This window comes from Brenneria sp. L3-3C-1 (genome assembly GCF_016456245.1).
Classification (GTDB): Bacteria; Pseudomonadota; Gammaproteobacteria; order Enterobacterales; family Enterobacteriaceae; genus Brenneria.
Genome location: NZ_JAEMHF010000001.1, coordinates 1,404,254 through 1,429,207, shown reverse-complemented (window position 1 = coordinate 1,429,207; position 24,954 = coordinate 1,404,254). Strand labels below are relative to the sequence as shown.

The 24,954-nt window shown below is 50.3% G+C and carries 23 protein-coding genes; 12 read left to right on the top strand and 11 right to left on the bottom strand.

Annotated features, from left to right (window positions below):
- From JG725_RS06400 to JG725_RS06370, 7 genes are all read left to right on the top strand, one after another.
- A partial coding sequence (locus JG725_RS06400; RefSeq protein WP_199377160.1) for a type VI secretion system Vgr family protein occupies nt 1-1,121 on the top strand: 1,121 nt, incomplete at its 5' end.
- A gap of 13 nt (nt 1,122-1,134) precedes the next feature.
- Nucleotides 1,135-1,746 carry a DUF4123 domain-containing protein gene (locus JG725_RS06395; RefSeq protein ID WP_172291510.1) on the top strand — a complete coding sequence of 204 codons (612 nt, stop codon included), beginning with the start codon at nt 1,135-1,137 and terminating at the stop codon, nt 1,744-1,746.
- The gene (locus JG725_RS06390) at nt 1,733-2,119 is read left to right on the top strand and encodes a hypothetical protein (protein WP_172291509.1); all 387 of its coding nucleotides are present in this window, start codon (nt 1,733-1,735) and stop codon (nt 2,117-2,119) included. The genes JG725_RS06395 and JG725_RS06390 overlap by 14 nt, the downstream gene beginning before the upstream one ends.
- A 27-nt stretch (nt 2,120-2,146) precedes the next feature.
- Nucleotides 2,147-3,106 (top strand): HNH endonuclease, encoded by a 960-nt coding sequence (locus JG725_RS06385; RefSeq protein ID WP_199377158.1) that lies wholly within the window; start codon nt 2,147-2,149, stop codon nt 3,104-3,106.
- Between the two features lies 1 nt (nt 3,107).
- Entirely contained in the window at nt 3,108-3,623 is a 516-nt protein-coding gene (locus JG725_RS06380; protein ID WP_199377156.1) for an SMI1/KNR4 family protein, read from the top strand.
- Between the two features lie 49 nt (nt 3,624-3,672).
- Nucleotides 3,673-4,437, top strand: coding sequence for a regulator (locus JG725_RS06375; RefSeq protein ID WP_199377154.1), 765 nt, complete (start codon nt 3,673-3,675; stop codon nt 4,435-4,437).
- 8 nt (nt 4,438-4,445) lie between these two features.
- Nucleotides 4,446-4,745: a PAAR domain-containing protein gene (locus JG725_RS06370; RefSeq protein WP_172291505.1), complete on the top strand. Its 300-nt coding sequence runs from the start codon at nt 4,446-4,448 to the stop codon at nt 4,743-4,745.
- Between the two features lie 315 nt (nt 4,746-5,060).
- Here the strand turns inward: JG725_RS06370 and ppx are convergent, their stop codons facing one another.
- On the bottom strand, nt 5,061-6,596 hold the full coding sequence (ppx, locus tag JG725_RS06365) for an exopolyphosphatase (protein WP_199377151.1): 1,536 nt from the start codon (nt 6,594-6,596) through the stop codon (nt 5,061-5,063).
- A gap of 2 nt (nt 6,597-6,598) precedes the next feature.
- Nucleotides 6,599-8,668 (bottom strand): polyphosphate kinase 1, encoded by a 2,070-nt coding sequence (ppk1, locus tag JG725_RS06360; protein WP_172291503.1) that lies wholly within the window; start codon nt 8,666-8,668, stop codon nt 6,599-6,601.
- 256 nt (nt 8,669-8,924) lie between these two features.
- On the opposite strand from ppk1, the gene JG725_RS06355 reads away from it, so the two are divergent.
- Entirely contained in the window at nt 8,925-9,362 is a 438-nt protein-coding gene (locus tag JG725_RS06355; protein ID WP_199377149.1) for a helix-turn-helix domain-containing protein, read from the top strand.
- Nucleotides 9,363-9,417: 55 nt separating this feature from the next.
- On the opposite strand, the gene JG725_RS06350 is transcribed toward JG725_RS06355, so the two are convergent.
- From JG725_RS06350 to ppiB, 6 genes are all read right to left on the bottom strand, one after another.
- Nucleotides 9,418-10,785 carry an L-serine ammonia-lyase gene (locus tag JG725_RS06350; RefSeq protein ID WP_172291501.1) on the bottom strand — a complete coding sequence of 456 codons (1,368 nt, stop codon included), beginning with the start codon at nt 10,783-10,785 and terminating at the stop codon, nt 9,418-9,420.
- Between the two features lie 93 nt (nt 10,786-10,878).
- Entirely contained in the window at nt 10,879-12,162 is a 1,284-nt protein-coding gene (locus tag JG725_RS06345) for an HAAAP family serine/threonine permease (protein ID WP_172291500.1), read from the bottom strand.
- 470 nt (nt 12,163-12,632) lie between these two features.
- Nucleotides 12,633-13,703: a 5-(carboxyamino)imidazole ribonucleotide synthase gene (purK, locus tag JG725_RS06340; protein ID WP_199377147.1), complete on the bottom strand. Its 1,071-nt coding sequence runs from the start codon at nt 13,701-13,703 to the stop codon at nt 12,633-12,635.
- Nucleotides 13,700-14,209 carry a 5-(carboxyamino)imidazole ribonucleotide mutase gene (gene purE / locus JG725_RS06335; RefSeq protein ID WP_172291498.1) on the bottom strand — a complete coding sequence of 170 codons (510 nt, stop codon included), beginning with the start codon at nt 14,207-14,209 and terminating at the stop codon, nt 13,700-13,702. Before purE ends, purK begins: the two co-directional genes overlap by 4 nt.
- Before the next feature lie 179 nt (nt 14,210-14,388).
- The gene (gene lpxH / locus JG725_RS06330) at nt 14,389-15,111 is read right to left on the bottom strand and encodes a UDP-2,3-diacylglucosamine diphosphatase (protein WP_199377145.1); all 723 of its coding nucleotides are present in this window, start codon (nt 15,109-15,111) and stop codon (nt 14,389-14,391) included.
- A 10-nt stretch (nt 15,112-15,121) separates the two neighbouring features.
- Nucleotides 15,122-15,616: a peptidylprolyl isomerase B gene (gene ppiB / locus JG725_RS06325; protein WP_199377143.1), complete on the bottom strand. Its 495-nt coding sequence runs from the start codon at nt 15,614-15,616 to the stop codon at nt 15,122-15,124.
- Nucleotides 15,617-15,965: 349 nt separating this feature from the next.
- On the opposite strand from ppiB, the gene JG725_RS06320 reads away from it, so the two are divergent.
- Complete coding sequence (locus JG725_RS06320) at nt 15,966-16,388, top strand: DoxX family protein (protein WP_172291495.1); 423 nt, start codon at nt 15,966-15,968, stop codon at nt 16,386-16,388.
- Between the two features lie 233 nt (nt 16,389-16,621).
- A complete protein-coding gene (cysS, locus tag JG725_RS06315) occupies nt 16,622-18,007 on the top strand; it encodes a cysteine--tRNA ligase (RefSeq protein WP_199377141.1) in 1,386 nt (461 codons plus the stop codon).
- Nucleotides 18,008-18,073: 66 nt separating this feature from the next.
- On the opposite strand, the gene ybcJ is transcribed toward cysS, so the two are convergent.
- On the bottom strand, nt 18,074-18,286 hold the full coding sequence (gene ybcJ / locus JG725_RS06310) for a ribosome-associated protein YbcJ (protein ID WP_172291493.1): 213 nt from the start codon (nt 18,284-18,286) through the stop codon (nt 18,074-18,076).
- Between the two features lie 36 nt (nt 18,287-18,322).
- Nucleotides 18,323-19,189 (bottom strand): bifunctional methylenetetrahydrofolate dehydrogenase/methenyltetrahydrofolate cyclohydrolase FolD, encoded by an 867-nt coding sequence (gene folD, locus JG725_RS06305; RefSeq protein ID WP_172291492.1) that lies wholly within the window; start codon nt 19,187-19,189, stop codon nt 18,323-18,325.
- Nucleotides 19,190-19,619: 430 nt separating this feature from the next.
- Between folD and JG725_RS06300 the strand changes: the two genes are divergently transcribed.
- Together JG725_RS06300 and JG725_RS06295 are read left to right on the top strand one after the other, a co-directional pair.
- Nucleotides 19,620-20,660, top strand: coding sequence for a CAP-Gly protein (locus tag JG725_RS06300; RefSeq protein ID WP_172291491.1), 1,041 nt, complete (start codon nt 19,620-19,622; stop codon nt 20,658-20,660).
- Between the two features lie 303 nt (nt 20,661-20,963).
- Nucleotides 20,964-21,287, top strand: coding sequence for a PTS lactose/cellobiose transporter subunit IIA (locus JG725_RS06295; protein ID WP_172291490.1), 324 nt, complete (start codon nt 20,964-20,966; stop codon nt 21,285-21,287).
- Nucleotides 21,288-21,462: 175 nt separating this feature from the next.
- Here the strand turns inward: JG725_RS06295 and JG725_RS06290 are convergent, their stop codons facing one another.
- Nucleotides 21,463-24,813 (bottom strand): DEAD/DEAH box helicase, encoded by a 3,351-nt coding sequence (locus JG725_RS06290; RefSeq protein WP_199377139.1) that lies wholly within the window; start codon nt 24,811-24,813, stop codon nt 21,463-21,465.
- Nucleotides 24,814-24,954 lie beyond the last annotated feature (141 nt).

Sequence of the window (24,954 nt, the reverse complement as noted above, 5' to 3'; positions counted from 1 at the left end):
GGTACGGCGCCAACAATGACCAGAGCTCGTGCTGGATACGGGTAAGTCAGGGCTGGGCGGGAGGCCAGTACGGGATGGTGGCGATACCGCGCATCGGACATGAGGTAATCGTGAGTTTTCTGGAGGGTGACCCGGACCAGCCGATAGTGACCGGGCGGACGTATCATGCCACCAATCCGGTGCCGTATTCGCTGCCGGAGCATAAAACCAAGATGGTGCTGCGTTCCGACACCCATCAGGGCAGCGGTTTCAATGAGCTCTCTTTTGAAGATGAATCCGGGCGGGAAAATATTCATATCCACGCCCAGAAAGATATGTCGGTCAAGATATTGCACGACATGACCAAACGCGTGGATTCCAGCGTGGTGGAGAGTATTGGGGAAAATCAGAATACGGAAATCGGTAAACATCACCAGCACCGGGTCGGCGGCAACATGAGTCTGACGGTGGGCGGACAGGGACTCGGACTGCTGGGCGGTTTGTTCAGCCTGATAGCCAATAGCGGAAAATTCATGAAGAAGGAATCCGCTAAAGTGGGGGAGCCGGGCGTGGAGCAGTTTGCCGATGACATCAATAAAGTTGGCGCGGCGGCGGAAACCATGTCGCTGACCGCCGGGAAGTCCTTTACCGACGCGGGCGGATTCAAATCCAAAGCCGGGCTGGATATGGTATCGAAAGGCACCTCGCTGGCCGGACTGCTTTCCAGCCTGATGCCCGGCTCCGGCATTTTTAATACGGTCGTCGAGAAGTTTCGTTCGGATACCACCGGTATCGCCAGTACTGAGCAGGTTGGCCTGTATAAAAACACGCTGGTCGGTCATACCCAAACGCTGTCTGTCGGTCAGGTGCTGAAACTCTTGGTAGGGGATAAATACGACATCGAGAGCAAAAGCGCCATTTTCTCCCGCACCAAAAAGCACACGCTTTACGCTAAAGAAAAGATGGTGATTGGCGGGCCGGGCGGCACCATCACCATCGACGACAGCGGCGTGACCATTCAGGCAAAGAGCATCAAACTGAAAGCGCCATCCATTGATATGTCCGGCGGTGCAGCAGAGCAGGCGGCGGCGCTGAGCAGCGACAAACCGTTCTCGGAAGAGTGTCCGTACAAGAAAAAATAGGCAGGGAGGCAATATGTTAGAGAATCCTTATGACGCGGTGAGTGATGGTCTGAAACAGACGGTATTCACTCCCGCATCCACCATTGTGGATGAACACGAAAAATCCCTTCACACCTATTTATTGCTGAACGCGGCAGTCAGCCCGGATATCGCCATCTGTCTGGAGGGTTTTTCGCCAGCTTATCGCTCGCTGTTTGATGTGTCGGTGCTGGATAATCTCGGTCACGTTGCGCCCTATCTGGTGCAGGTCAATGCGCACAGTGATGTGCTGGACTGGTGGCTGGCGGACGGGTATATGCGGCAGTGGGGCATCATCGTGCGCAGCACGCTGCCATTGATACCGTTGGTCAGGCATTTCAAGAAGTTCACCAAAGTCATCAATAATGGCAAAACCTACTTTTTCCGCTTTTACCAGCCGAAGACATTCAATCAGTTTATTCCGCAGCTGACGCCAGAACAGCTGGCGGACTTCTTTACACCGCTTTATGCCGTCTATACGGAAATCACCGATGAGCCGGGGCAGTTAATGCATTATGCCCATGATGCCAATGGACTGAAGGTGACACACCTGACGTTGCCTGTTATCCCACCCCAAGAGGAGAATACTGACCATGTGGCACTTTGATGACCTGCAAATGGAGTCGCATCTGATGAGCGATAAGGATTTTTCCCGGTGGTTTGTGGATGAGGTGATGGAAGAAACACTGCCGGAGCACAAGCAGGGGCATAAGCCGGAAATCCTGTATACGATGACGCTGAATGGCCGGGAGATATCGAAAAAGTTCCATATCCACAAACCGACCAATCAGGCGAAGTTTCTGTATTTCATGTGGGGCGTCGGGTCGAACTTCTTCGAGTTTGATGGGTTCAGGCAAATCCTTGCTGATGCCAGACGCAGTGAAGATGAACGTCTGGAAGCGCTGTTTACCGAGGTCAGCGAAGAACAAGGTATCGACGCCATCATGCACAGCCATCCGAATTACTGGTTTCCGGAGTGAAACCGGTGAAACGACAGGGAGAATAATATGGCGAATATCAGAGCAAGAAGTGAAAGTCCTGAAATTGAAGCAGATCGCAAGAAAGTGCTTGAAATGGAGTCTCAATACAGTGAGCTTATTATTGATGGTGGCTTGGCAGCCGCTGGAGCCGCACCGCCACCGTTTGGTACGGCGGCAGATGTAGCGTCATTGGGGCGTTCGCTTTTTAAAGGCGACTGGGGTGGAGCCGCACTGGATGTATTGGGACTTATCCCGATAGCGGGTGATGCCGCGAAAGCAGGGAAAATAGCGGCAAAAGTTGAAAAAGTGACGGAAGCCTTATCTAAGGCCAAAGCTGCACTGAATACGAAAGTATTTGCAGCAACGCGTCAAAATGCAAAAAAATACTGGAACGAATTGATAGCCAAGAGAAAAAAGGAAAAATTGGACAGCGAGCTTGGAAAGTGCAAAACGGAAGAATGCAAAAGGCTGGCTCGTGAAAAATTTGAAAACGACAAATCTATGGATCCTGGTCGACTACCGTCGTCCGATAAGGGGAAATGGGTAGATAAAGATGGAAAACCTTGTCCGCCGGGAACAGGAATATATAAGCCCGATCCTGAAAAGAACAAAAGCCTTTATGATGCAGTTCAGCGTCACGGTAAAGAGGGGATCCCGTTTAAAGATGGACATCCTGACTTCTCAGGATTTCCGCCTTTGAAAGATGGAAAGCCGTTTGGTAACGGAGATAAGCCTTACCAAGTAGAAATAGATATGAGGGGAGATCGTTCTGATTTCACAAAAGCTAAGAGTGCGCTGAATGAAAAATATGGAAAAAAACTCGCTCCAGACGAAAATGATATTGGAACTTGGCACCATGAGCCTGATGGAATAACAATGAGTTACGTGGATATTGATATACATACTGCTTATAATAAAGCGGGTAAAGTTAATGGCGGAACCCCTCATAAAGGTGGCGATTCAATGTGGCGAAGTGAGGATTTTTAATATGACTATTGAAAAAGAAGACCTGAAAAATTGGGTAATTAGCAATGAGGAATTTATTTCTGATGAGATAAAAGTAAATGCCAGTATTTTGTCTATAGAAAATGGACTAAATGTAAAACTGCCTAGAGAATATAAAGATTTTCTCGCTCTGACAAATGATGAATCATGCAGCCCAATTGACGATAAATCATCTTGTTTATGTAGGTATAATTCAAAAGTGATAATTGTTCTTGTGAATGTTTTGTCTAATAGTGAAAGATTAATTTCACAAACAAATATGTTATCAGATTCTGACGAAAATGGCTTAGTAAATGGCCTTGTTGCCATAGGAAGGAATTACGATGATGATGGAGATGCCTATATTATATATGACGTAAGACCTAATTCTACCACTTATCAACATGTATTCCATTGGCGATATTATGTTGACAATTTAGTCATCGGTGAGGGATTGGGGTTTCTGGCCCACTCGCTAAAAGAATTTCTAAATATGCCAACATCGGAAAATGAGTTGTAATTTTTTCTATATGCCACTGTCAAAAACAGGATGTTAAGGTTAATTGAGCATGTACTCTGAGCACAAACAGACATTTATTGAAAACTGGTCGGAAGATATTTTGGCTCTGTCGTTCAAGAGTGAAGGCATTGAACTCCATGAGCGGGACATTATCGCTATTGGCGCGTGTACCGATGAATTCATGACCGCCAGAGGACTACTGGAAAAACCGATCTTTTCTGCACAGTTACATGAATATATCGAATATGCCTTGTCGGTGTTTAACGAGCCTGTTTTTGTGCGATTCGGTGGCGTCAGCTACCATGATGCATCACTTCCTAGTCTGAATACGGTGGAAGGTGTTGTGAAACAGCTGTCTGTACCGAATCGCCGCGTCGCATCCTATCTTTGGGATTGTCTGCAATCGTCAACACCAGTTTGGTTGTTCCTGAGGGAATGGCGAGATATTCCGCGCTGGGGCGAGTTCAGATGTTTCATTCGGGATGGTAAAGTCATTGGCGTTTCTCAATATCATTGTCTGGAATACTTTCCGTTTCTGAAAGAAAAGGAAAATGAAATACGCCTTCAAATAATCATGTTTTTGCAAAAACTCTTGCCTGTATTGCATCTCGATTCCGTAGTTGCAGACGTTGCCATTGATTATCAGGATGGGAAATTTACTACGACATTGATTGAACTCAATCCGTTTATTCAACGGACAGACGCTTGTCTTTTTTCCTGGGTAAATGGCGGCGATTTTAATGGCCGTATTCGCATCAATCAAAGTATTGCCGATGCGCAAGCAGAAAAGCTAAAACGACCTTATTTATTATAGGTGAATATATGGGAAAACCAGTCGCAATACTGGGGCATGTGCATGTTTGCCCGAAAGTTGAACCCGGGCCGGTGCCGCATGTCGGCGGGCCGATTATTGATGCCGGGCAGTCGATTGTCACTATCAATGGTATTCCTGTCGCCGTGGTGGGCGGAAAAGCGCTGTGTACGGGTGTCGGGATGCCGGATGGTCTGGTTTCGGGTTCAACCATCTTCACCATAGAAGGTAAACCGGTGGTCAGGATGGGCGACGGTTGCGCTCATGGCGGCAAAGTCGTACAAGGGTGGCCGACGGTGACGTCTGATTGAATGTTTGGAATTTATCCCTGGCAGAAATTAAAACGCTTAATTGATAACGATGAGGTGCCTATCGTGCCAGCCAGCCCAAAACGGATCGGCACCTGGTTAAATAATCAGATCAGGTCGCGCCCATGCCGCCAACGCAACGGGCTGGATGGTAACCTGTTGCGTTGCCCGCCAGCAGTCAGCGTATCGCCAACCCGGCCATACCCGCAAACAGGAAACCGCCGTTAGCAGGGAACGGCGGCATGTGATAGGCAATCAGGAGGCATGCTGTTAATGCCGATTTTGTTCATAAAGCAAAACCGTATTTTGGCATTAAGCTCAGATTGGCTCTTCTTCGATATGCAGTTTCCAGCCGGTGACATCCTGCCAGTATTCCTGTTCCCGCTCTAAATCGAGCTGAACAAGGGTGTTCTGGGCGAAAAAACCCTGCGGGAATACCAGCGTCCAGTGGTTATCGTCAGTGAGCAGGCGCAGCGTGGCGGGGATGGTGGTGGCCTGCCGCTGATTATTCAGCAGGGTGGCAAGGCGCAATAGCTGAACCATCGGTAAATACTGCTTCTTTTTGAACAGATTCAGCCGCGGAAACTCTTCCAGTTTGATGGCTTTACGATGTAAACGCACGATCAGGGAAAGCAGCAGTTGTTGTTCCTGGTTGAAGCCGGGCAGGTTGGTATTTTGCAGAATATAGGCCGAGTGGCGGTGCATACCGCTGTGGTTTATCCCCAGCCCGACTTCATGCAGCATTGACGCCCAGTTCAGAATCGCTTCTAGCTGCGGGTGAACCAGAGTGGCGTTATTATCCGCCCATTGAGCGTATAGCCGCTCGGTGGTTTCCCGTACCCGGCGGGCCTGTTCGCGATCGATATTATAATGGCTGGCAAGGCTTTGCGCGGTACGGATGCGAATATCCTGATGGCGGAATCGGCCTTCCATTTCATACAGCACGCCTTCGCGCAACGCGCCGTCAGACAGACGGAGTTCCTTGATCGCCAGGACGTCAAAAATGCCGCACAGAATAGCCAGTCCGGCGACCAGCACCGACTGCCGGTCTTCCGCCAGGCCCGGCAGACTCAGCGATTTGAACGACTTAAACCGCAGAATTTCATCGCGCAGCTTATCCAGACGTTTCGGCGTAATCAGGCCGTCTTTCTCCCCCATCGCCACCAGAATTTCATGGGTGGCTTTAATGGTGCCGGACGCCCCCAGCGCATACTCCCAGCCGTAAATGCGGTATTCCCAGGCCAGCGTTTCCAGCTTTTGTGCGGCGGCGAGACGCGCCCGCCTAAAATTAGCCGCGCTGATTTCGCCATTGGGAAAAAACTGCTGGGCAAAACTGACGCAGCCCATACGGCGGCTTTCGACCAGCATCGGCTCAAAATCTTCACCGATCACCAGTTCGGTGGAGCCGCCGCCGATGTCGATCACCAGCTTACGGCCTTTTTCCGGCTGGGTGTGCTCGACGCCCATAAAAATTAACCGCGCTTCTTCATGGCCGGAAATGATTTCAATCGGATAGGGCATGATTTCCGCCGCCCGGCGCAGAAATTCCTGCGCATTGGCCGCCTGACGCAGGGCATGGGTGCCGACAATGGAGACATTCAGCGCGGAGAACCCTTGTAGCCGTTCGGCAAACAAGGCCAGACAGTTCAAACCGCGCGTCATGGCTTCTTCGCTGAGCATGTTGCGGCTGTCCAGTCCGTCTGCCAGATGAACGCGCTGTTTTAAACGGCTCAGCACTTGCAGCGCGCCGTTTACCACGCGGGCAATCACCATATGAAAACTGTTGGAACCCAGATCGACAGCAGCAAATTCCTGGGGTTTTACCACAGCATTATCGTTGTTTGTTATTGGCATGTTCAGGCCTGTTCTCCGGATTGCTCAAGCGCCTTGATGTAATCATAAATGGCATTTTGCGCGCGTACCTTACGACGGTTGCCGCGCAATACATAGCGGTTGCTCAGCTCTTTATCCATCACCCGGGCTTTTACGGTGTCGCTGAACAGAATATCAAGGATCTCAAGTACGCGATTTTTCAAAATGGGGTCGAGCATTTCGACGGCAACTTCGATACGGTAATCGATGTTGCGCGTCATCCAGTCGGCAGAGGAGAGGTAGACCTTTTTATCGCCCCCGTTATTGAACACATACACCCGGTCGTGTTCCAGATAGCGATCGACGATGCTGATAGCCTGAATATTATCACTGATCCCCGGTAAGTCCGGGATCAGCGAGCACATGCCTCGAACCAGCAGATTGATTTTTACCCCAGCGGCAGAGGCCTGATACAGTTTTTCCACCAGGCCTTTATCCACCAGATTATTGACCTTAAGCGTAATGCCCGCCTCAATATCAGCCTGCGCATTCTCGATCTCTTTTTCGATCAATTTATACAGCCTGTCGCGCGAGTTTTGGGGCGACACCAGCAGATGCTCAAAAGACACCGGACGATAGGGGTTTTCTATGAAGTTGAATACCCGGCGCACTTCATTGGTGATGCGTTCATCGGCGGTAATCAGCGAGTAGTCGGTGTATAAGCGGGCGGTTTTTTCATTGAAGTTACCGGTTCCGATATGGGCGTAGCGCACAATATCTTCCCCCTCTCGCCGGGAAATCAAAAACAGTTTGGCGTGAATTTTCAGCCCCGGCACCGAGAAGATAACGTGGACGCCGGCTTCGGTCAGCCGTTTGGCCCAGTGGATGTTGGCCTCTTCGTCGAAACGGGCCTGGAGCTCCACCACCACGGTGACTTTCTTGCCATTGTGCGCCGCGTGGATCATCGAGGTGATGATGCGTGAATCTTTGGCTACGCGATAAATATTGATTTTAATCGACAGTACGCTGGGGTCGAAAGAGGCCTGACGCAGCAGTTCCAGCACATGCTCGAACGTGTGATACGGGTAGTAGAGCAGCACGTCATGCTGGCGGATAGCGTCAAAGCCATTGCGGAAGTTGTTGAACCAGGCGTGACGCAGACGCGGCAGCGTTTTGTTGACCAGATTGGCGCGGCCCACGTTCGGGAAATTGATAAAGTCTTTAAAGTTATGGTAGCGGCCGCCCGGGATCACCGAATCGAAAGAGGAGATCCCCAGTTTCTCTTGCAGTATGGCGACCATCGCATCAGGCATATCGCGCTGATAGACAAACCGCACCGGTTCGGCGGTCAGGCGCTGTTTCAGGCTGGAGGACATCAGTTCCAGCAGGCTGGATTCCATTTCGGTCACCAGATCGTACTCCGCGTCACGGGTCATTTTCATGGAGTAGGCGTTAAGCGCATCGTAATCGAAAAAGCCTTTGAAAATGTCGTCCAGACAATAGCGCAGGATGTTGTCGATCAGAATCATGGTTTTGCGCCGGCGCGGCGCTTCCGCCGGCAGATTAACAAAGCGGGGGACTTTATCCGACGGTATTTCCAGCAGCGCATAGTTCGTCTGGTCGCCGCGGATGATTTCGACCGCAAGATAGGTGTAGTCGTCTTTCAGGAACTGTACCAGATTGGTGTCGTGCAGGATGAGGATCGGCGTGATATGCGGACGCAAATATTGTCGGAAATATTCCCGCAGCCAATCCTGCTGGTTCGGCGATACCTGACGCTCATTGACCAAAAAAATCTGGTTACGCGCCATTTCCAATAATAATTCGTTGTAAAGATTGTCAAATACCTGATCGGTTTTGAGTACGCGCGCCTGAATTTTTCCCAACAGATGGCGTAGGTTACCGTCTAATCCTTGTTCTTCATTGATCAGAATGCGTCTTTTCAGATCGGCAAAACGGACTTTATAAAACTCATCGAGATTGTTGGAGTAGATGCCAAGAAAGCGCATGCGTTCGATCAGAGGATTGCTTTTATCTGCCGCTTCCTGAAGTACCCGTTCATTAAAGGATAACCAACTTAACTCTTTCTCAATGTAGAGTTTATCCTGACTCATTGTCGCTCCGGTAAACTTGTGTGCTGAAGGTTTATCCCATATCTAATAACATTATGGCGCGATCGTGACGATAAAATCCAATCCGCGGACAGACTTACCGCTGTCATTTTGAGCGCAGGTCTCCAGGGGAGCGCGGTTGCTTCGTTTTCATGTGATTGATCAAGATAATCGATACTGGTTGCCGATTGTTAGTGCCATAAGAAAAATTGATGATAAAATGCACACAATTTAACGAGACAGGCAAATGGCGGGCTAAATGAGATTTAGCACAATGAATGAAAGCGAAATAATTACCGAGCTTTGTCGGAGAATAAAAGATGCCCGGATCCAGCAGCGTTTATCACAGGTTGATCTTGCTGAGCGCGCTGGTTTGGGTATTGCCACCATTAAGCGCGCAGAGATGGGGGAATCGATAACGCTCAGCAGCTTATTGTGTATTTTGCGCGGGCTTAATCGTCTGCATCAATTAGAGGGAGTTTTATTTGATGCCGAGGTTGAGTCATTTAATGCGCAGGTAAGCGGAGAGAAAAAACATACGCCGCGGCGTATCCGCAAGAAGGCGGCGGCTTTTCCTGTTAAAAGAAGGGCGGTGCACGAAAGCGTTGAAAAAGCCGCAACCAGCACTGTCGACTGGTATATCGCGGCCGCCGAAAACAATATCATCTGGTCCTGGCCGGACAACGAAAAGAAATAAAATCGGTTAATAAACCTACGAATTATTAACCGATAATCAGAACATCAACAACAGATTATTCACACAGTACGACTTTAATGGCTAAACCGCCCTTGGAAGTTTCGCGATATTTGGCATTCATATCTTTACCGGTTTCGTACATCGTCTCGATTACTTTATCTAATGAAACCCGTGGCTCACTGCTGCGACGCATGGCCATACGGGCCGCGTTAATCGCTTTCACCGATGCGATGGCATTGCGTTCAATACAGGGAACCTGTACCTGACCGGCGACCGGATCGCAGGTCAGCCCCAGATTGTGCTCCATGCCGATTTCCGCCGCGATACACACCTGCTCCGGGTTGGCGCCGAGTAATTCAGCCAGACCAGCCGCCGCCATGGAACAGGCCACGCCGACTTCGCCCTGACAGCCGACTTCGGCGCCGGAAATAGACGCGTTCATTTTATAGAGCAAACCGACAGCGCCGGATGCTAAAAAGTAACGCAAATAAGACTCAGGCGTAACCGGTTGAATGTAGTGATCATAATAGGCCAATACGGCGGGAATAATGCCGCAGGCGCCGTTGGTTGGCGCGGTTACCACCCGTCCGCCGGCCGCGTTTTCTTCAGCGACGGCCATCGCGAACATATTGACCCAGTCCATCGAGTCCATGGGATCGTTTGAGAAACGATCGTTGATGAATAACAGACGGTGTAAAGCGGAGGCGCGACGCGGCACGCGTAGCGGGCCGGGCAATACCCCTTCGGTATTCATGCCGCGATGAATGCCGTTTTGCATGGTTTGCCACACATTGGCGAAATACTGTTCGATGGCTTCACGACCATGCATGGCGATTTCATTTTTCATCACGATCGCGGACAGGGAAAGGCAATTGTCGCGGCAGTGCTTCAATAACTTCTGCGCGGAAAAGAACGGATAAGGAACATTTTCCGCCGCCAGGATGGTTTTACCGAAATTCTCCTGATCGACGACAAAGCCGCCGCCGATAGAATAATAGGTTTTGCTGTAAACCAACTCCTGATGATGGTAGGCGCGGATTGTCATGCCATTTTCATGTAGCGGCAGGTTTTCCGCCTGAAAACACAGGGAGGTTTCCAGCGGGAAACTGACTTCATATTGACCGTTCAGGATCGGCAGCCTGTGGGTTTCCTTTACCTGCTGAATAAACGCCGGGATAGCGTCGATGTCGACGTTATCCGGCAAGTTGCCGGCCAATCCCATAATAATGGCGATATCCGTATGGTGGCCTTTGCCAGTCAGAGACAGGGAGCCATAAACATCGACCACGATGCGTGTTACCGATGAAATAAGCGACTGACTGACCAGATCATCCGTGAACATTTTGCCAGCTTTCATCGGACCAACAGTATGTGAACTGGAAGGGCCGATACCAATTTTGAAAATTTCAAATACGCTGACCATAGTGACTTCCTTTAAAAAACGCCGGTCGTCGAAATAACGTACCGGCGTTGAGTTGGGCGAATCGGAGTCGGGAATTAACCGTACCGCTGGCGATTAACCGAACAGGCTGTAAACGATAGCGGAGATGGCGATCAGTCCCATGATGGTGACGAACACGTTGCTGACATGGCCGCTGTATTTTTTCATCGCCGGAACTTTCTGAATGGCATACATCGGCATCAGGAACAGCAGGCAGGCGATAATCGGGCCGCCGAGGGTTTCGATCATGCCCAGAATGCTGGGGTTCAGCGTGGCGACAATCCAGGTGGTGATCAGCATGAACAGCGCGGTGATGCGGTTCAGTTTGGTGCTGGAGATGGTTTTCCCCTTGCTGCGCAGCGATTTCACAATCATGCCGTTGAACCCTTCACCCGCCCCCAGATAGTGGCCCAGGAAAGATTTGGAGATAGCGATAGTGGCGATAATCGGCGCCAGATAGCCCATCATCGGGTTGTTAAAATGGTTCGCCAGATAAGACAGAATAGAAATGTTCTGCGTTTTGGCTTCCATCAGCTCGGTCGGAGACAGGCTCAGCACGCAACTGAACACGAAGAACATCACGGTGATGACCATCATGATGTGGCTGTAAGACAGAATGCGGGAGCATTTTTTCTCGGCGTCTTCGCCATACTCTTTACGTTTGGCAACGGCGAAGGAAGAAATGATTGGCGAATGGTTAAAGGAGAAAACCATCACCGGGATCGCCAGCCACAACGTCGCCAGTAAACCATTGCCGCTGACGTTATTGGCTAAAGACACATTTTCAAAAACAGAGGTATTCCAGTGCGGCACCAAATACAGCGCCAATAGCATTAAAACAACGACAAACGGATAAACCAGAATGCTCATGGCTTTAACGATCATCGCCTCGCCAAATCGGACGATAAACATTAATCCGAGGATCAAGATTAATGACAGCACGGCCCTGGGAGGAGAAGGCAAATGCATTTGATGAGTAATAAAACTATCGACGGTGTTGGTAATCGCCACGCTGTAAACTAGCAGGATCGGGTAAATTGCAAAAAAATACAGCAAGGTGATTAATTTACCAGCACCCACGCCGAAATGTTCTTCAACCACTTCGGTAATATCTTCACCACCTTTTTTACCAGATAATACAAAACGGCATAATGCGCGGTGAGAATAATAAGTCATTGGAAAGGCAATAATAGCCATAATAATTAATGGAATCAGGCCGCCAATACCGGCATTTATCGGCAAAAACAACACGCCGGCGCCGATGGCCGTGCCATAAAGGCCCAGCATCCAGACGGTATCGCTTTTACGCCAGCCTGAAGCTTGCTCCAGTACCTGGCTGCTATCTTGAATTGTGCTCATGAAAGTTTCTCCTAAGTGAACACAGTGTATAAAAAGTACAGTACCGGCAACTTGCCGTTACAGTAATAAACATGAACAGGACATATAAATGATGTCGGTGGGGCATACTGTTTAGTGGCTGCATTCTATATGTTTGTCGTCGGGAAATAATATTGTGGCGATCACATAAATGAATTGAAGTGAATTATTTTAATAAATTATTCGGGAAATTAAAACATCAATAATGATACTTTATTTTTGTATTTTTTAAGGTCTCTTTCCTGATGCGTTAATTAACGAATTAATAGCTAAAAAATGACCATAAAATAAATATAACGAAATGGGCGAGAAGGAAATAATAAACCCAAATTCAGGGATGTCACGCTGAAAAGTCATTTTTTATCTTTTTTCTGTTCGGAAGTTATTGCCATTACGTTAATAAACATGATGAGCGTCGGGCATACGGAGAGTCATCGTATGCCCGGCGTAAATCAGTCGGACAATTTTCCCTGCGCCCAAACCAGACCGCTTTGGTATTCATCGCTCAGCATGGTTGCCAGTGACTGTAGCGTCAGTTTAAGTTGAGCCGTGTCCCGATCGTGTAAATTCAGATGTCCGACTTTACGCCCCGGACGCACTTCTTTTTCATACCAGTGCAAATTCACCAGCGGCAATGACAACCAGTCGATATTGACGTCAGTCCCGATCAAATTGACCATCACCGATGGCGTGCCGACCGCGGGAACTGGCATCGGCAGATCCAGAATCGCCCGCAGATGCAGTTCGAACTGGCTGATCGACGCGCCATTTTGCGTCCAGTGACCGCTATTGTGCACGCGCGGCGCGAGTTCATTAATCAGCAGACCATCGCCGACAATGAAGCATTCCATCGCCATAACGCCCACGTAGCCCAGTTCATTCATAATGGCGGACAGCATTTGCTCCGCCTGCTGCTGCAACTGCGGCGCGGGTTGGGGCAGGGCGACACTGGCGCGCAGAATACCGTCCTGATGCAGGTTATGCGTCAGCGGATAAAAGACGCATTCTCCGTGGACGTTGCGCGCGCCGATCAGCGATACCTCGCCGGAGAAGTTAATGCCTTGTTCAACGATGCATTCGCCATAGCAATCGGCAGGCAACGTGACGTGTTCACCCTCACGCAGGCGCCATTGTCCGCGGCCGTCATAACCGCCGACGCGACGTTTAACAATCGCCAATTCGCCAAGCCGGGTAAACACCTGCGGCCATTCCGCGGCGCTGGCAAGCAGTTGCCAGGGGGCGGTCGCCAGATTCAGAGAGTCAAGTAACTGTTTCTGCGTCAGACGATCGGCCAGTCGCGGGAAAATATCGCGATTGACAAAAGCGGCGTGCGCCGCGAGTTCTCGCGTGAGCGCCGTTGCCGGCCAGCGCTCGATTTCAGCGGTAATGACGCTGTTCTGAAAAGGAACGGACTCCGGTTCCGCATCCAGCCCGACAGGGTAAACCGCGATCCCTAATGGTTCGCCCGCCTGGCGTAACATTCTCCCCAACTGACCATCGCCTAAAACACAAACCGGCTTCATGCTTCCTCCCGCGGATCGGGGTTGGACAACACTTCATCGGTCTGGCTCTGCCGCCAGTCGGCCAAACGCGTTGCGATCGCACCATCATGTAATGCCAGAATCTGCGCCGCCAGCAGCGCGGCATTGGCGGCGCCCGCCTTGCCGATCGCCAATGTTCCTACCGGGATGCCGCGCGGCATCTGCACAATCGAATACAGGCTGTCGATACCGCTCAGCGCGGCGCTTTGTACCGGCACGCCCAGCACCGGCACCAGGGTCTTGGCCGCCAGCATGCCCGGCAAATGCGCCGCGCCGCCGGCGCCCGCAATAATCACCTCAAAACCGTTCTGCGCGGCTTGCTCTGCGAAACTGAACAATTTATCGGGCGTGCGATGGGCAGAGACGATTTCTACATGAAAGGGAATAGTTAGCGTAGTGAGGATTTCCGCAGCAAACTGCATGGTGGCCCAGTCACTCTTTGAACCCATGACGATGGCGATTTTAGCCGGGGCAACGTTGGATGACATGCCTGTAAAGCTCCTGTGATTTTACATGATCGTGACGCACGGATGACGGTATCGCGTCGGCCAGATCGACAGCGCTCTGGCGTTGAGGGCGTAGAGCATATCACGACTGCATAGTGAGGAAAACGGTTGCGTACCTCCGAAAAAGACATGTTGCGCTAAGCGGCGGGTAAGAAAAGGGATCAGAAAGGAAACGCGATAAGTTCGATGCCCTGCTCTGTGACTTTGATCATCGATCCCTGGTGGTGCCAGGCGCCCAGAACCGCGCGCTGCGCGTTGAAATCGCCAACCGCGATCTGATGAATGGCCGGACGATGGGTGTGTCCGTGGATCAGGGTGTTTACCTGATAATGTCGCAGGCGTGCGATGACCTGTTCAGGATTCACGTCCATGATTTCCTGCGCTTTATGCCGGTTGGCCTGCTGGCTGGCCGAACGCATTTTTTCAGCGATAGCGAGCCGGAGGCGTAAAGGCAGCAGCAGAAAAAGGCGCTGTAGCAGCGGGTTGTGTACCCGGCGACGAAATTTTTGATAGGCCGGGTCGTCGGTACACAGCGTATCGCCATGCAAAATAAGGATTCGCCGGCCATACAGCTCAAGCACATTTTCGGCGGGCAGCAGCGTAAGCCCGCAGCGCTTGGCGAAATGCTTGCCGAGCAGAAAATCGCGGTTGCCATGCACGAAATAACAGGGAATGCCCTGCTGATGTAACTCCTGCAAAGCGTTGGCGATCGTCGTGTGCAGCGGTTGCGGATCGTCATCGCCGATCCAGGCGTCAAACAGGTCGCCCAGAATATAAAGCGCATCGGCCTTCACGGCGTCACGGCGTAAAAAACGCAGAAAACCGGCGGTGATCGCCGGTTCATGAACACTTAAATGCAGGTCGGCAATAAACAGTGTCGCCATGCTGCCGCAATTATTCGCTGACGGTTACGCTGGTGATCACGACGTCTTCTTTGGGGACGTCCTGGTGCATGCCGCTGCGGCCCGTCGCCACGCCTTTGATTTTATCAACCACATCCATGCCTTCAACCACTTCGGCGAATACGCAGTAGCCCCAGCCATCGGCGCGCTCTGAGCGGAAATTCAGGAAGTCGTTATCAACGAGGTTAATAAAGAACTGTGCGGTAGCGGAATGCGGATCGTTGGTACGTGCCATCGCCAGCGTGCCGCGGGTATTTTTCAAACCGTTGTTGGCTTCATTTTTAATCGCCGCTTCGGTTGCCTTTTGCTGCATACCGGGGGTGAAACCGCCGCCCTGGATCATAAAGCCATTGATAACGCGGTGGAAAATGGTGTTGTCGTAAAAACCGCTGCGACAGTAATTAAGAAAGTTTTCTACGGTGACCGGCGCTTTGTCTGCGAAGGTGTTAATGACGATATCGCCGTGGTTTGTATGAAACGTAATCATAGTAATGCCCTACATAGCCATAGTAATGAAGAACGATGTTCACAAAATGCGGTGAGCCATCAAGAGCGCTCTTATAACATAACTGGCTGGCTGAGTCAGCAGAGCCTTTATTTTAGGGGGTGGTAGCATTCATCCCGATAGGGTAGGCTGATGCCTGGATAGGCAGTCGCGCATATCCGCAAAACAAATAAGTTGATCAAGTTTTTTGTTTTGATTAATTTTTTTGAATGATATTTATTTTGCGCCAGATCAACATATTGTATGATCAGCGTATTCTTTATTAATGTCTCAGATTAATCTGAGAGTGATTCGTATTACCCCCGAATAACGCTAAATAGATAGGTGGATTATGTTGGACTGTATTAATCGAGTATTAGATAAACCCGATTTCGGAAAACTGCTGCTTCGTTTGTCTTTTAGTATTCTGATGTTGTTTCACGGATGGCACAAGGTACAGGGCGGTATCGGCGGCATTGAAAACATGCTCGCTGCGGCGGGTATTCCGGCGTTTGTCGGCTACGGCGTCTATATGGGTGAAGTTGTTATGCCCATTCTGATGATCCTGGGCATCTTTACTCGTCCTGCCGCGCTGATTTTTTCTTTCACGATGGTCGTCGCCGCATTGTTGTCAAATCCGGCGGGTTTCTTCATGTTTACCAAAACAGGCGCGTGGGCGGTTGAACCTGCTGCGGTGTTCTTCTTTGCCGGTCTGGCTATTGCGCTGCTGGGCAGTGGTAAATACTCGGTGATGTCCAACCCTCGCTGGCGCTGATACGTTTTTGCCAGCAGGGTTGTCGTTTGGTTTCCGGCCCGGATAATTCCGGGCCTTTTTTCGTTGTAATCCCTGTCATTTATCTGTTTATTCCGTTGTATCAGCCTTGCAATAGAATAGGGTTCAGGTTTCAATACGCCGTCAGGGATGAAAAGCCCCTGACAAATTGCTGTTACTCACGCTGACAGCGAACGATGATTTACCTAATCCTGCGAACACCATGGAATGCCCTGATGCTAAAGATTTTTAATACGCTGAGTCGCCAAAAAGAGGAATTCAAACCAATCCGTGCCGGTCAAGTGGGAATGTACGTGTGTGGGATCACCGTATATGACCTGTGTCATATTGGTCACGGGCGTACTTTTGTGGCGTTCGATGTCGTCGCGCGGTATTTACGGTATTTAGGGTATTCGCTGAAATATGTGCGAAATGTTACCGATATTGATGACAAAATTATCAAGCGTGCGGCGGAAAATGGTGAAACCAGCGAGCAATTGACTACCCGGATGATCGCGGAAATGCACGCCGACTTTGATGCATTAAATATTCTGCGTCCTGATGCGGAACCGCGGGCCACTCACCATATTGCCGAAATCATCGAACTGGTTGAAAAACTGATTGCCCGCCGTCATGCCTATGTGGCCAGCAACGGTGATGTCATGTTCTCCGTCGATACCGATCGGGGCTACGGCGTGCTGTCGCGTCAGGATCTGGAGCAGCTACAGGCCGGAGCGCGGGTAGAGATTACGGAAGTGAAGCGTAATCCGATGGATTTCGTCTTGTGGAAAATGTCCAAACCGGGCGAACCCCACTGGTCTTCCCCGTGGGGGGAAGGGCGGCCCGGCTGGCACATTGAATGTTCGGCGATGAACTGCAAGCAACTGGGTGAGCATTTTGATATTCATGGCGGCGGTTCGGATCTTATGTTCCCGCATCATGAAAATGAGATTGCCCAATCCACCTGCGCGCATGACGGCCCGTATGTGAACTATTGGATGCACTCCGGCATGGTGATGGTTGACCGCGAAAAAATGTCCAAGTCGCTCAATAACTTCTTCACGGTGCGGGATGTCTTGGCCTATTACGATCCGGAAACGGTACGCTATTTTCTGATGTCGGGACATTATCGTAGCCAACTCAACTACAGTGAAGACAATCTGAAGCAGGCCCGTTCGGCGCTGGAGCGTTTATACACGGCGTTGCGCGGCACGGACAGCCGTGTGGAAGCGAAGGGCGGGGAGGCATTTGAAGCGCGCTTCCGTGAAGCGATGGATGATGATTTCAACACCCCGGAAGCGTATTCCGTTTTGTTCGATATGGCGCGCGACGTTAACCGCCTGAAGACGGAAGATCCGCAAGCGGCGAATCAACTGGCGGCGGCGTTGCGCAAGCTGGCAAACGTGCTTGGCCTGCTGGAGCAGGAGCCGGAATTGTTTCTGCAAAGCGGCGCGCAGGCAGATGATGACGAAGTTAAAGAAATCGAAGGGCTGATAAAACAGCGGAAGGATGCCCGTCAGGCAAAAGACTGGGCGCTGGCGGATCAGGCGCGCGATCGGCTGAATGACATGGGCATTATTCTGGAAGATAACCCGCAGGGAACAACCTGGCGCCGTAAGTAATTCGTTAGCGCTTGAAAAATAAAAACCCCGCCACGAACAGATCGGCGGGGTTTTTTATGTCGGCACTCAGGCGGCGATTTCTACCGTTGCGCCGTCAAACTGCACTTTTTGACCGGCAACGATTTTGCAGCGTTTACGCGTTTCCGTTTGCCCGTCGACGGTGACTTCTCCGGCGGCAATCGCCACTTTAGCCGCGGCGCCGCTTTCACTCCAGCCCAGCAGTTTCAGTAAATCACACAGTTCAACGTGCGGGTGGTTGTCGAGATGAAAGATGTCCATAATTTCCTGATTCGTATTTTGAATGTCGTTATTGTCTCAATTTTCGGCGTTATCGTGATATTCCTCGCAGGCCTGCAAGGTATTCTGAATTAACGTCGCCACCGTCATTGGCCCCACGCCCCCCGGAACCGGGCTGATGTAAGCGGCTCTTTCCTGCGCGGCGTCGAATTCTACATCGCCGACCACTTTTCCGCTGTCCAGACGATTGATGCCGACGTCGAGTACGATTGCCCCCGGCTTGATCCATTCGCCCGGAATAAAGCCTGGTTTACCTACGGCGACCACCAGCAGATCGGCGTTTTCAATATGATGACGCAGATTCTTGGTAAAACGATGTGTGACGGTGGTGGTGCAGCCAGCCAGCAGCAATTCCAGACTCATTGGCCGGCCGACAATATTGGACGCGCCAACCACAACGGCGTTCAAACCAAAGGTGTCGATCTCATAGCGCTCAAGCAGCGTGATGATCCCACGCGGCGTACAGGCGCGTAACAGCGGCGCGCGCTGACAAAGACGCCCGACGTTATACGGGTGGAAGCCATCGACATCTTTATCGGGCGCGATACGCTCAATCACTTTGGTATTATCAACGCCTTCAGGCAGGGGAAGCTGCACCAGAATACCGTCAATGGCGTTATCCGCATTGAGCCGGTCGATTAATTCCAACAGTTCGGTTTCTGTCGTGGTGGACGGTAAGTCATAAGAACGTGAAACGAAACCGACTTCTTCACAGACCTTGCGTTTGCTGGCAACATAGATCTGCGATGCCGGATTCTCGCCTACCAGAATCACCGCCAGACCCGGCGCACGTTTACCCGCTGCCAACCGCTGTTCTACCCGCGCAGCAACTTCGTTCTTAACCTGCTGCGCAATCGTTTTACCATCAATAATCTTTGCTGCCATCTGAGATGAGATCCATCAATTTTTAAAAGCGGGGGAGTGTCCCTATTTTGTCAGAAGCCGCGCGTGCTGTCAGGCATTGTGTAAATATAATCATAAGAATAGCGACAATCGCGTGCCGCCATTACGCCGGTTAGGAGCTATACCGATAACTTATATTAACAATGCTAACTATTTCTATCCTGTATTATTTTCAAGAAAAACAATTAGAATAACCGATAAATGGCTTAACTTACGGTAATTTATCCCTTTGTTTAGCGATGAATAAAGTAATTTACGTTATTTTATCCGTTATGACGTGGGCACCCCTGCACTTTTCTCATTCATCCTCTTGTTTTTAAAATCACGACTATACTTTAGATGATTTTATGTGTTTACGTTGTTTTACAATGTGCTGGCAGCCTCAGGCTAACAGCCTAAAAGGAGTTTGGGTATGAGCGTTATGAATGAATTGCATGTGGCAAAAAAAATATCATGGGGGAGCATAATCGGCGGCGTCGTGACGGTATTGGCCGTCTCGTTATTGCTCTCCACGCTTGGCACCAGTCTCGGCTTTTCGATTGTCGATCCGCTGTCCGATGAACCGGTTAACGGCGTTGGAACCACGGTTCTGGTATGGTCTGCCATTTCCATCATTATCAGCCTGGCCGTGGGCGCATTTATTGCCGGCCGACTGGCCGCGATGGATGGTTTAATCCACGGTTTCCTGGTTTGGGCCACGGCGCTTATTGTTGCCGCCATTTTAGGTAGCGTACTGCTGGGCGGCGCGATGAAAGCGACCGGTAATGCGTTGGGTTCGGTGGCGTCGTTGACCGGTAATGTCATCTCCGGCGCAGGTTCCGCTGTGGGAGGCGGCGTCCAGGGGCTGGCCAATATGGGGGGACAGGTGTTCAATAACCTTAATCTGGACACTACGTTGCAACCCGAAGAGATGACGAACGAGGTAGCGGCGGCGCTACGGAAAAGCAATATCGCTTCGTTGCATCCAGACTATATGAAAACGCAGTTGGAAGGCGCCAAAACTGAAATTGGCGAAGCGGTAAAAGCGATGGCTATCAGCCCGAATAACAGTGATACGATCGTACAGAATCTGGTCGATAAACTGAAAAAACGCGGCGAAGCGCTGGCGAAAGACGTCGACCGCGATAGCTTAACCAAGGCGCTGTCTGAAAATACCTCAATGTCGCAGGAAGAAGTGAACCAAACCGTTGATAACCTGATTGAAGCCAAAAATAGAACGGCTCAGTTGGTCAATCAGCGCCTGAGTGATGTTGAAGCCGGTATTGAACAGGCGAAACAGCAATATGCGGAACTTAAACAAGCAGCGCGTGAAGAGGCTGCGGCGGCGGCTTCTGCCATGGCTCATGCGGCGCTATGGTCATTCTTTGCCCTGCTGATTGGTGCGGTTGTCAGCGCGCTGGCAGGCCTGTGGGGCGTTAAAACCTGTAACAGACATTTCCATATTGAGCGGTAATCGATGTCGGTGAGTTGACAATATCGGCATGGCGTCGCCATGCTACTCGATTGAGCAGGTAATACATTTCCCACCACGGGGAAGGCGCCGTAAACGCAGGCCTTCCCCGTTTTTTCCTCTGATATTCAACGCCAATGCCCAATAGTGCGATTCGGTCATTGATAAACTAATCTATTATTACCATGAGTAACCTGAACCTTGACGAATGCGGATATTACGCTATTTAAGTCGTCGGTTTCCGCGTGTCTGGTTCTTCTGGGATTTTTACTCCAGGAAATAATAAATGAACCGGAGGTAAAGAAAATGGACATAGAAACCCGGATGATTGAGTTGATCGTTCAGTCTGGAGAAGCGCGTTCTTGTTCAATGGAAGCTTTACGCGCTTCCCGCAAGGGGGCGTGGGAGCAGGTAGACCAGCTTTTAAAGATGGCGTCAATGGCTATGCGCAAGGCACAGTCTATTCAGTCAGAATTTATTGGCGGTAATAATAAGGATAAGGAAAAAATCAGCCTCGATCTTATCGTCGTACACGCTCAGGATCACCTGATGAATGCGATGTTGTGTCGCGAACTGACCGAGGAAATTATTGCGCTCAGGAAAGAGTTATATGACGCGAAAATTAAATAATCATCCTGGTTAGCTGAATATTAGTAGGATATTTCATCCAATATTCAGGAAATACCGGATCATAATTCAGGTCAGCCATTTAAACGCCTGATAAGAATCTTTGTTCGCTGTTTATTAGACATGGTTTTTCCTTAACGATAGTCCCCCGAAAAGCCGTGCAAGTCGATTCTTAGCGTTATAAGCGCGGTAATCTGCCTGCTAACTCACGAAAATACGGTAATGTTTGCCAAACGTTCGGGTCGCCGACCACAAAGATATTCTTCCTGGCTCGGGTTAGGGCGACATTCAGTAAGTTAGGCTTGCTGGAAGCCCATATCGCTCCGCCTTGATTGATTGGGTCACATCCCAATACCAGGATCACAATATCGTTTTCCTTACCTTGAAAAGTATGTACGGTGCCGATGTGTTTGCTGCGCCAGACCGCCAGCTCTTTGGCGCTCATCGCTATTTCCGCGCGTTGAAACAAATCGATTGGCTGAGCGGCAAAAGCGTCGGTCAGCTCTTCTTTTACTGCCTTGAACGGCGTGATGATATAAATAGATGAGAGGCGGCATCCTGCGCTCAACAGATCGCCAATTAATGCCAACGTGTCCCGTTCAAGTTCAGGCTTATGCTGTTTGATGCTGCAATATCCCTGCGATACACGCCAGTGGTTTTCAAAGTCGTCGTTGAGCTTGCGACTGCAAATGGCTTCGGCATTGCTCCCGTGGATCATCCGATTTTGGTAGGCAATGTTATTGGAGAGACTGAACATGGGCTCAATACACCGGCGATGTACCCATAGAGGAATACCCACCCAAACCGATTTTTCCATAACCTTTAGCCAACAACCATACCTATTGGCGCGATCGGCAATCTGTTGAACCGACCAAAGACCGGGATTCCATTTATCGGCATCGTTGCCCAGCATCGCCTCACACAAGTGTTTGACCAGACGCGGAGGCGTGACAAAGACCGGCTCAATCTGCAAGGGATCGCCTACCACGAGCACACGTTTGGCGCGCCAAATTCCCCCCACCGCGGCCTGAGGGATGGCCTGTCCGGCCTCGTCAATCAGCAGCCACCCCAGTTCTCCAGTGGAAACGCCGCTAAACATGCGCCCCAGCGACGCAAACGTGGTTGATAGCACCGGCACCATCATAAATAGGATACGCCAGCGGGTCGTTATCCGATCAAAATTTGTCGGATTCTTCAGAAAATTACTCATCTCCAGCACAAGGCTGCGAAAGGGATTGTTCGACAGGGCTTCATGCAGCCAGGCCTGATGTAAATTCATCGCGGCAACGAACAATTCGGAACGTTTCCGATTAATCTGTTCATTTTGCCAGAAAGCGTGGCGCTGTAACTCAGGGGCATCAATCCTACGATGGCGATCGGGCACGGGAAGACCGGGATAGCGCTGTTGCAACTGTGTTAGCTGACGGACTTTGTCCTGATAATCGGTTTTTACTTTCTTGAGCGCCGCTGCAATTTTTTGCTTATCCTCATTAATGGCTTCCCGTTTATTTTTTGTTTGCACGTATGCCTCTGATACCCGCAAATGTTCTTCTTGTCGCATCAACTGGGCGGATTGCTGCCGGTGAACGTCGGCGAGGTACGCTCGATAGCGGCCGCGCTGGAATAATCGGGCCAGAAATCCCGGTTTTTTATTGACCAGCAGTGCGGTTTTGGACTGCTCAATCAGTAGTTTTTGGTCGATGAGGGATAATTGCTGCTCTAATTCTCTCAGTTCCCTTGTTATCCGGCGGTGTTGCTCCTCGGTTTCGGCTAATGCCTGTTGATGAAGAAAGCTGTATTGTTCGTCGCTGACTTGCGTCAATAACGCTGACAACTGCGCTATTTGTTGCAGTTCAGTTTGTTGACGTGAAACGTCCTGAAGAACGTCGCTGAAAGAGCGTCGTGCTTGCGCAAAGGTTTGGTGCTGATTTAATTTTCGCCAGCGCCACAGATTGAGAAAGTCATATTCCGCACATCGCTCAGCCTCTTCCTCACTGTCTTTTATAAACTGCATATCAAAGAAAAAGCGATCCGCAAAGTCTTCACGGTTTTTCTTCTTGCCCAACGCGGCGGCAATGACGCCCCAACACCGCTCGTCGGCCGGCAACGGCTCAAACCGATCGTAGTGGTATTCTTTCCCCGCCTGCGTCTTAGATTTTTTCCAACTCTTTTTATTTTTCTTCTTTGCATGGAGCTGGTTGGCCACCGGTTTGAGATAATCCAGATGGCTGAAATTTTCGCCTAACGCTTTGCGTTGCGGCAGTTCCCGGGAAATATTTTCCACCGCGGCATTGTTGTATGAGGCGACGACCATTTCAAAACCGCTCAGCGCCTGGACAGGAGCCCCCTGTTTATCAACAGCTTCGGCTGCGTTGTTGAATCCCGCCAATATCTTGGCTCTTTCAACCAGATTATGGGCAACCAAATCGCGTAATAAGGTGGTTTTACCGGTTCCAGGCGGGCCATTGACCGACAGTAATCCATCGTCCTTCAGTTCCATTGCCGCCGTATTGATAGCGAATTGCTGCATCAAAGACATGCCGTGACTTGGCTCAGCGGGCCAACGCCCATGCGGCGTGGCCTCTGGCCTGAGATGACGGGTGATACATTGCAAGCCTTCCTGAGTATACAAATCAGGATGGGCGCTCTGGCCAACGTTCAGATAATTAAGTAGGGCTTTTCCGCCCATGTCGCTGGCAATACACGCCATGGCGTGTTCGATATCTTCAATATAGAAACTATTGAGAATAGGCAATACCTGGTCGGCCGCGGCTTCAACTTCGTTTTGAACTTCGCTGTCGGCGTCAAGATCGTCGCGGTGTTCGTGCTGCTCGGGGTGGGGTAACCGCGTAGAATCGGCATAGGTAATCTCTTTATGCGTCTTTGTGGTTTCCTGCCAGTCCAGTTGGATTGAAAAATCAGTTTCCGGCTCGAAACCTGCCCATTGGTAGAGCGTATCCAATAATTCGACAAGGGCGCCGGCGCAGAGCGTTGGCTTTTCACTGTCGGGGTGGGATAAAAGGCGTTGGGACATACGATCCAACTGCTCATCCAACAGCATACAATGATGACGATATGCACTAAATGACAGCGTGTGAGCGTTTCCATTTTGTAGATGCCCCAGCGCCCACGGCAGAGTACTGACAGACATTTTTTTAAAGTTTGGCGTTCCAGTTGAATCTACGGTCAGTTTGGCGAAACAGGTGGTGCCTTCCAGATCAAGACGCTGCTCAAGGTCATGTAATTTCACCGGATCGGTTTCATGTCCAAATATCCGCTCGCTGATACGGTTGACCTCAGCTTTATCAAACAGCCCGATATGCAGAATATAGCGAACATCTCCAGCAGGAATCTTCAACTGATGCCGTGCCGAACTATCCAGCCAGGGTAGCAAGGTATTACCGCAGCGAGTCAGTTCATGGCGGGGAATACGAACGCTTTTATCATCTTTATCAAGATTATAAGGCTGAAAAAATTCGACGAGGTGCCAGCTTTTTAATACGCGTAGCGCCTGTTGCTTGTCTGTCATCACAATCCCTTGAAGCCTTTCGTAAAATTATTCAGATCCTAACCGCTCGATAGCTATCAGACAATAACCAACGGCCTTTATTCCTGCCTCAGGGAAGAAGATTGACATTGAGGGGTTGCCAGATGGGGTGGCTTGAGCGAA

Excerpts from the sequence above, each read along its gene's own strand:
- lpxH (WP_199377145.1), bottom strand. The coding sequence starts at position 15,111 with ATGGCGACACTGTTTATTGCCGACCTGCATTTAAGTGTTCATGAACCG.
- JG725_RS06350 (WP_172291501.1), bottom strand. The coding sequence starts at position 10,785 with ATGGTCAGCGTATTTGAAATTTTCAAAATTGGTATCGGCCCTTCCAGT.
- JG725_RS06300 (WP_172291491.1), top strand. The coding sequence starts at position 19,620 with ATGAGCGTTATGAATGAATTGCATGTGGCAAAAAAAATATCATGGGGG.
- JG725_RS06380 (WP_199377156.1), top strand. The coding sequence starts at position 3,108 with ATGACTATTGAAAAAGAAGACCTGAAAAATTGGGTAATTAGCAATGAG.
- JG725_RS06345 (WP_172291500.1), bottom strand. The coding sequence starts at position 12,162 with ATGAGCACAATTCAAGATAGCAGCCAGGTACTGGAGCAAGCTTCAGGC.
- ppiB (WP_199377143.1), bottom strand. The coding sequence starts at position 15,616 with ATGATTACGTTTCATACAAACCACGGCGATATCGTCATTAACACCTTC.
- folD (WP_172291492.1), bottom strand. The coding sequence starts at position 19,189 with ATGGCAGCAAAGATTATTGATGGTAAAACGATTGCGCAGCAGGTTAAG.
- JG725_RS06395 (WP_172291510.1), top strand. The coding sequence starts at position 1,135 with ATGTTAGAGAATCCTTATGACGCGGTGAGTGATGGTCTGAAACAGACG.
- JG725_RS06290 (WP_199377139.1), bottom strand. The coding sequence starts at position 24,813 with ATGACAGACAAGCAACAGGCGCTACGCGTATTAAAAAGCTGGCACCTC.
- ppx (WP_199377151.1), bottom strand. The coding sequence starts at position 6,596 with ATGCCAATAACAAACAACGATAATGCTGTGGTAAAACCCCAGGAATTT.
- JG725_RS06375 (WP_199377154.1), top strand. The coding sequence starts at position 3,673 with ATGTACTCTGAGCACAAACAGACATTTATTGAAAACTGGTCGGAAGAT.
- purK (WP_199377147.1), bottom strand. The coding sequence starts at position 13,703 with ATGAAGCCGGTTTGTGTTTTAGGCGATGGTCAGTTGGGGAGAATGTTA.
- JG725_RS06385 (WP_199377158.1), top strand. The coding sequence starts at position 2,147 with ATGGCGAATATCAGAGCAAGAAGTGAAAGTCCTGAAATTGAAGCAGAT.
- ybcJ (WP_172291493.1), bottom strand. The coding sequence starts at position 18,286 with ATGGACATCTTTCATCTCGACAACCACCCGCACGTTGAACTGTGTGAT.
- JG725_RS06370 (WP_172291505.1), top strand. The coding sequence starts at position 4,446 with ATGGGAAAACCAGTCGCAATACTGGGGCATGTGCATGTTTGCCCGAAA.
- JG725_RS06320 (WP_172291495.1), top strand. The coding sequence starts at position 15,966 with ATGTTGGACTGTATTAATCGAGTATTAGATAAACCCGATTTCGGAAAA.
- JG725_RS06390 (WP_172291509.1), top strand. The coding sequence starts at position 1,733 with ATGTGGCACTTTGATGACCTGCAAATGGAGTCGCATCTGATGAGCGAT.
- JG725_RS06295 (WP_172291490.1), top strand. The coding sequence starts at position 20,964 with ATGGACATAGAAACCCGGATGATTGAGTTGATCGTTCAGTCTGGAGAA.
- purE (WP_172291498.1), bottom strand. The coding sequence starts at position 14,209 with ATGTCATCCAACGTTGCCCCGGCTAAAATCGCCATCGTCATGGGTTCA.
- JG725_RS06355 (WP_199377149.1), top strand. The coding sequence starts at position 8,925 with ATGAGATTTAGCACAATGAATGAAAGCGAAATAATTACCGAGCTTTGT.
- ppk1 (WP_172291503.1), bottom strand. The coding sequence starts at position 8,668 with ATGAGTCAGGATAAACTCTACATTGAGAAAGAGTTAAGTTGGTTATCC.
- cysS (WP_199377141.1), top strand. The coding sequence starts at position 16,622 with ATGCTAAAGATTTTTAATACGCTGAGTCGCCAAAAAGAGGAATTCAAA.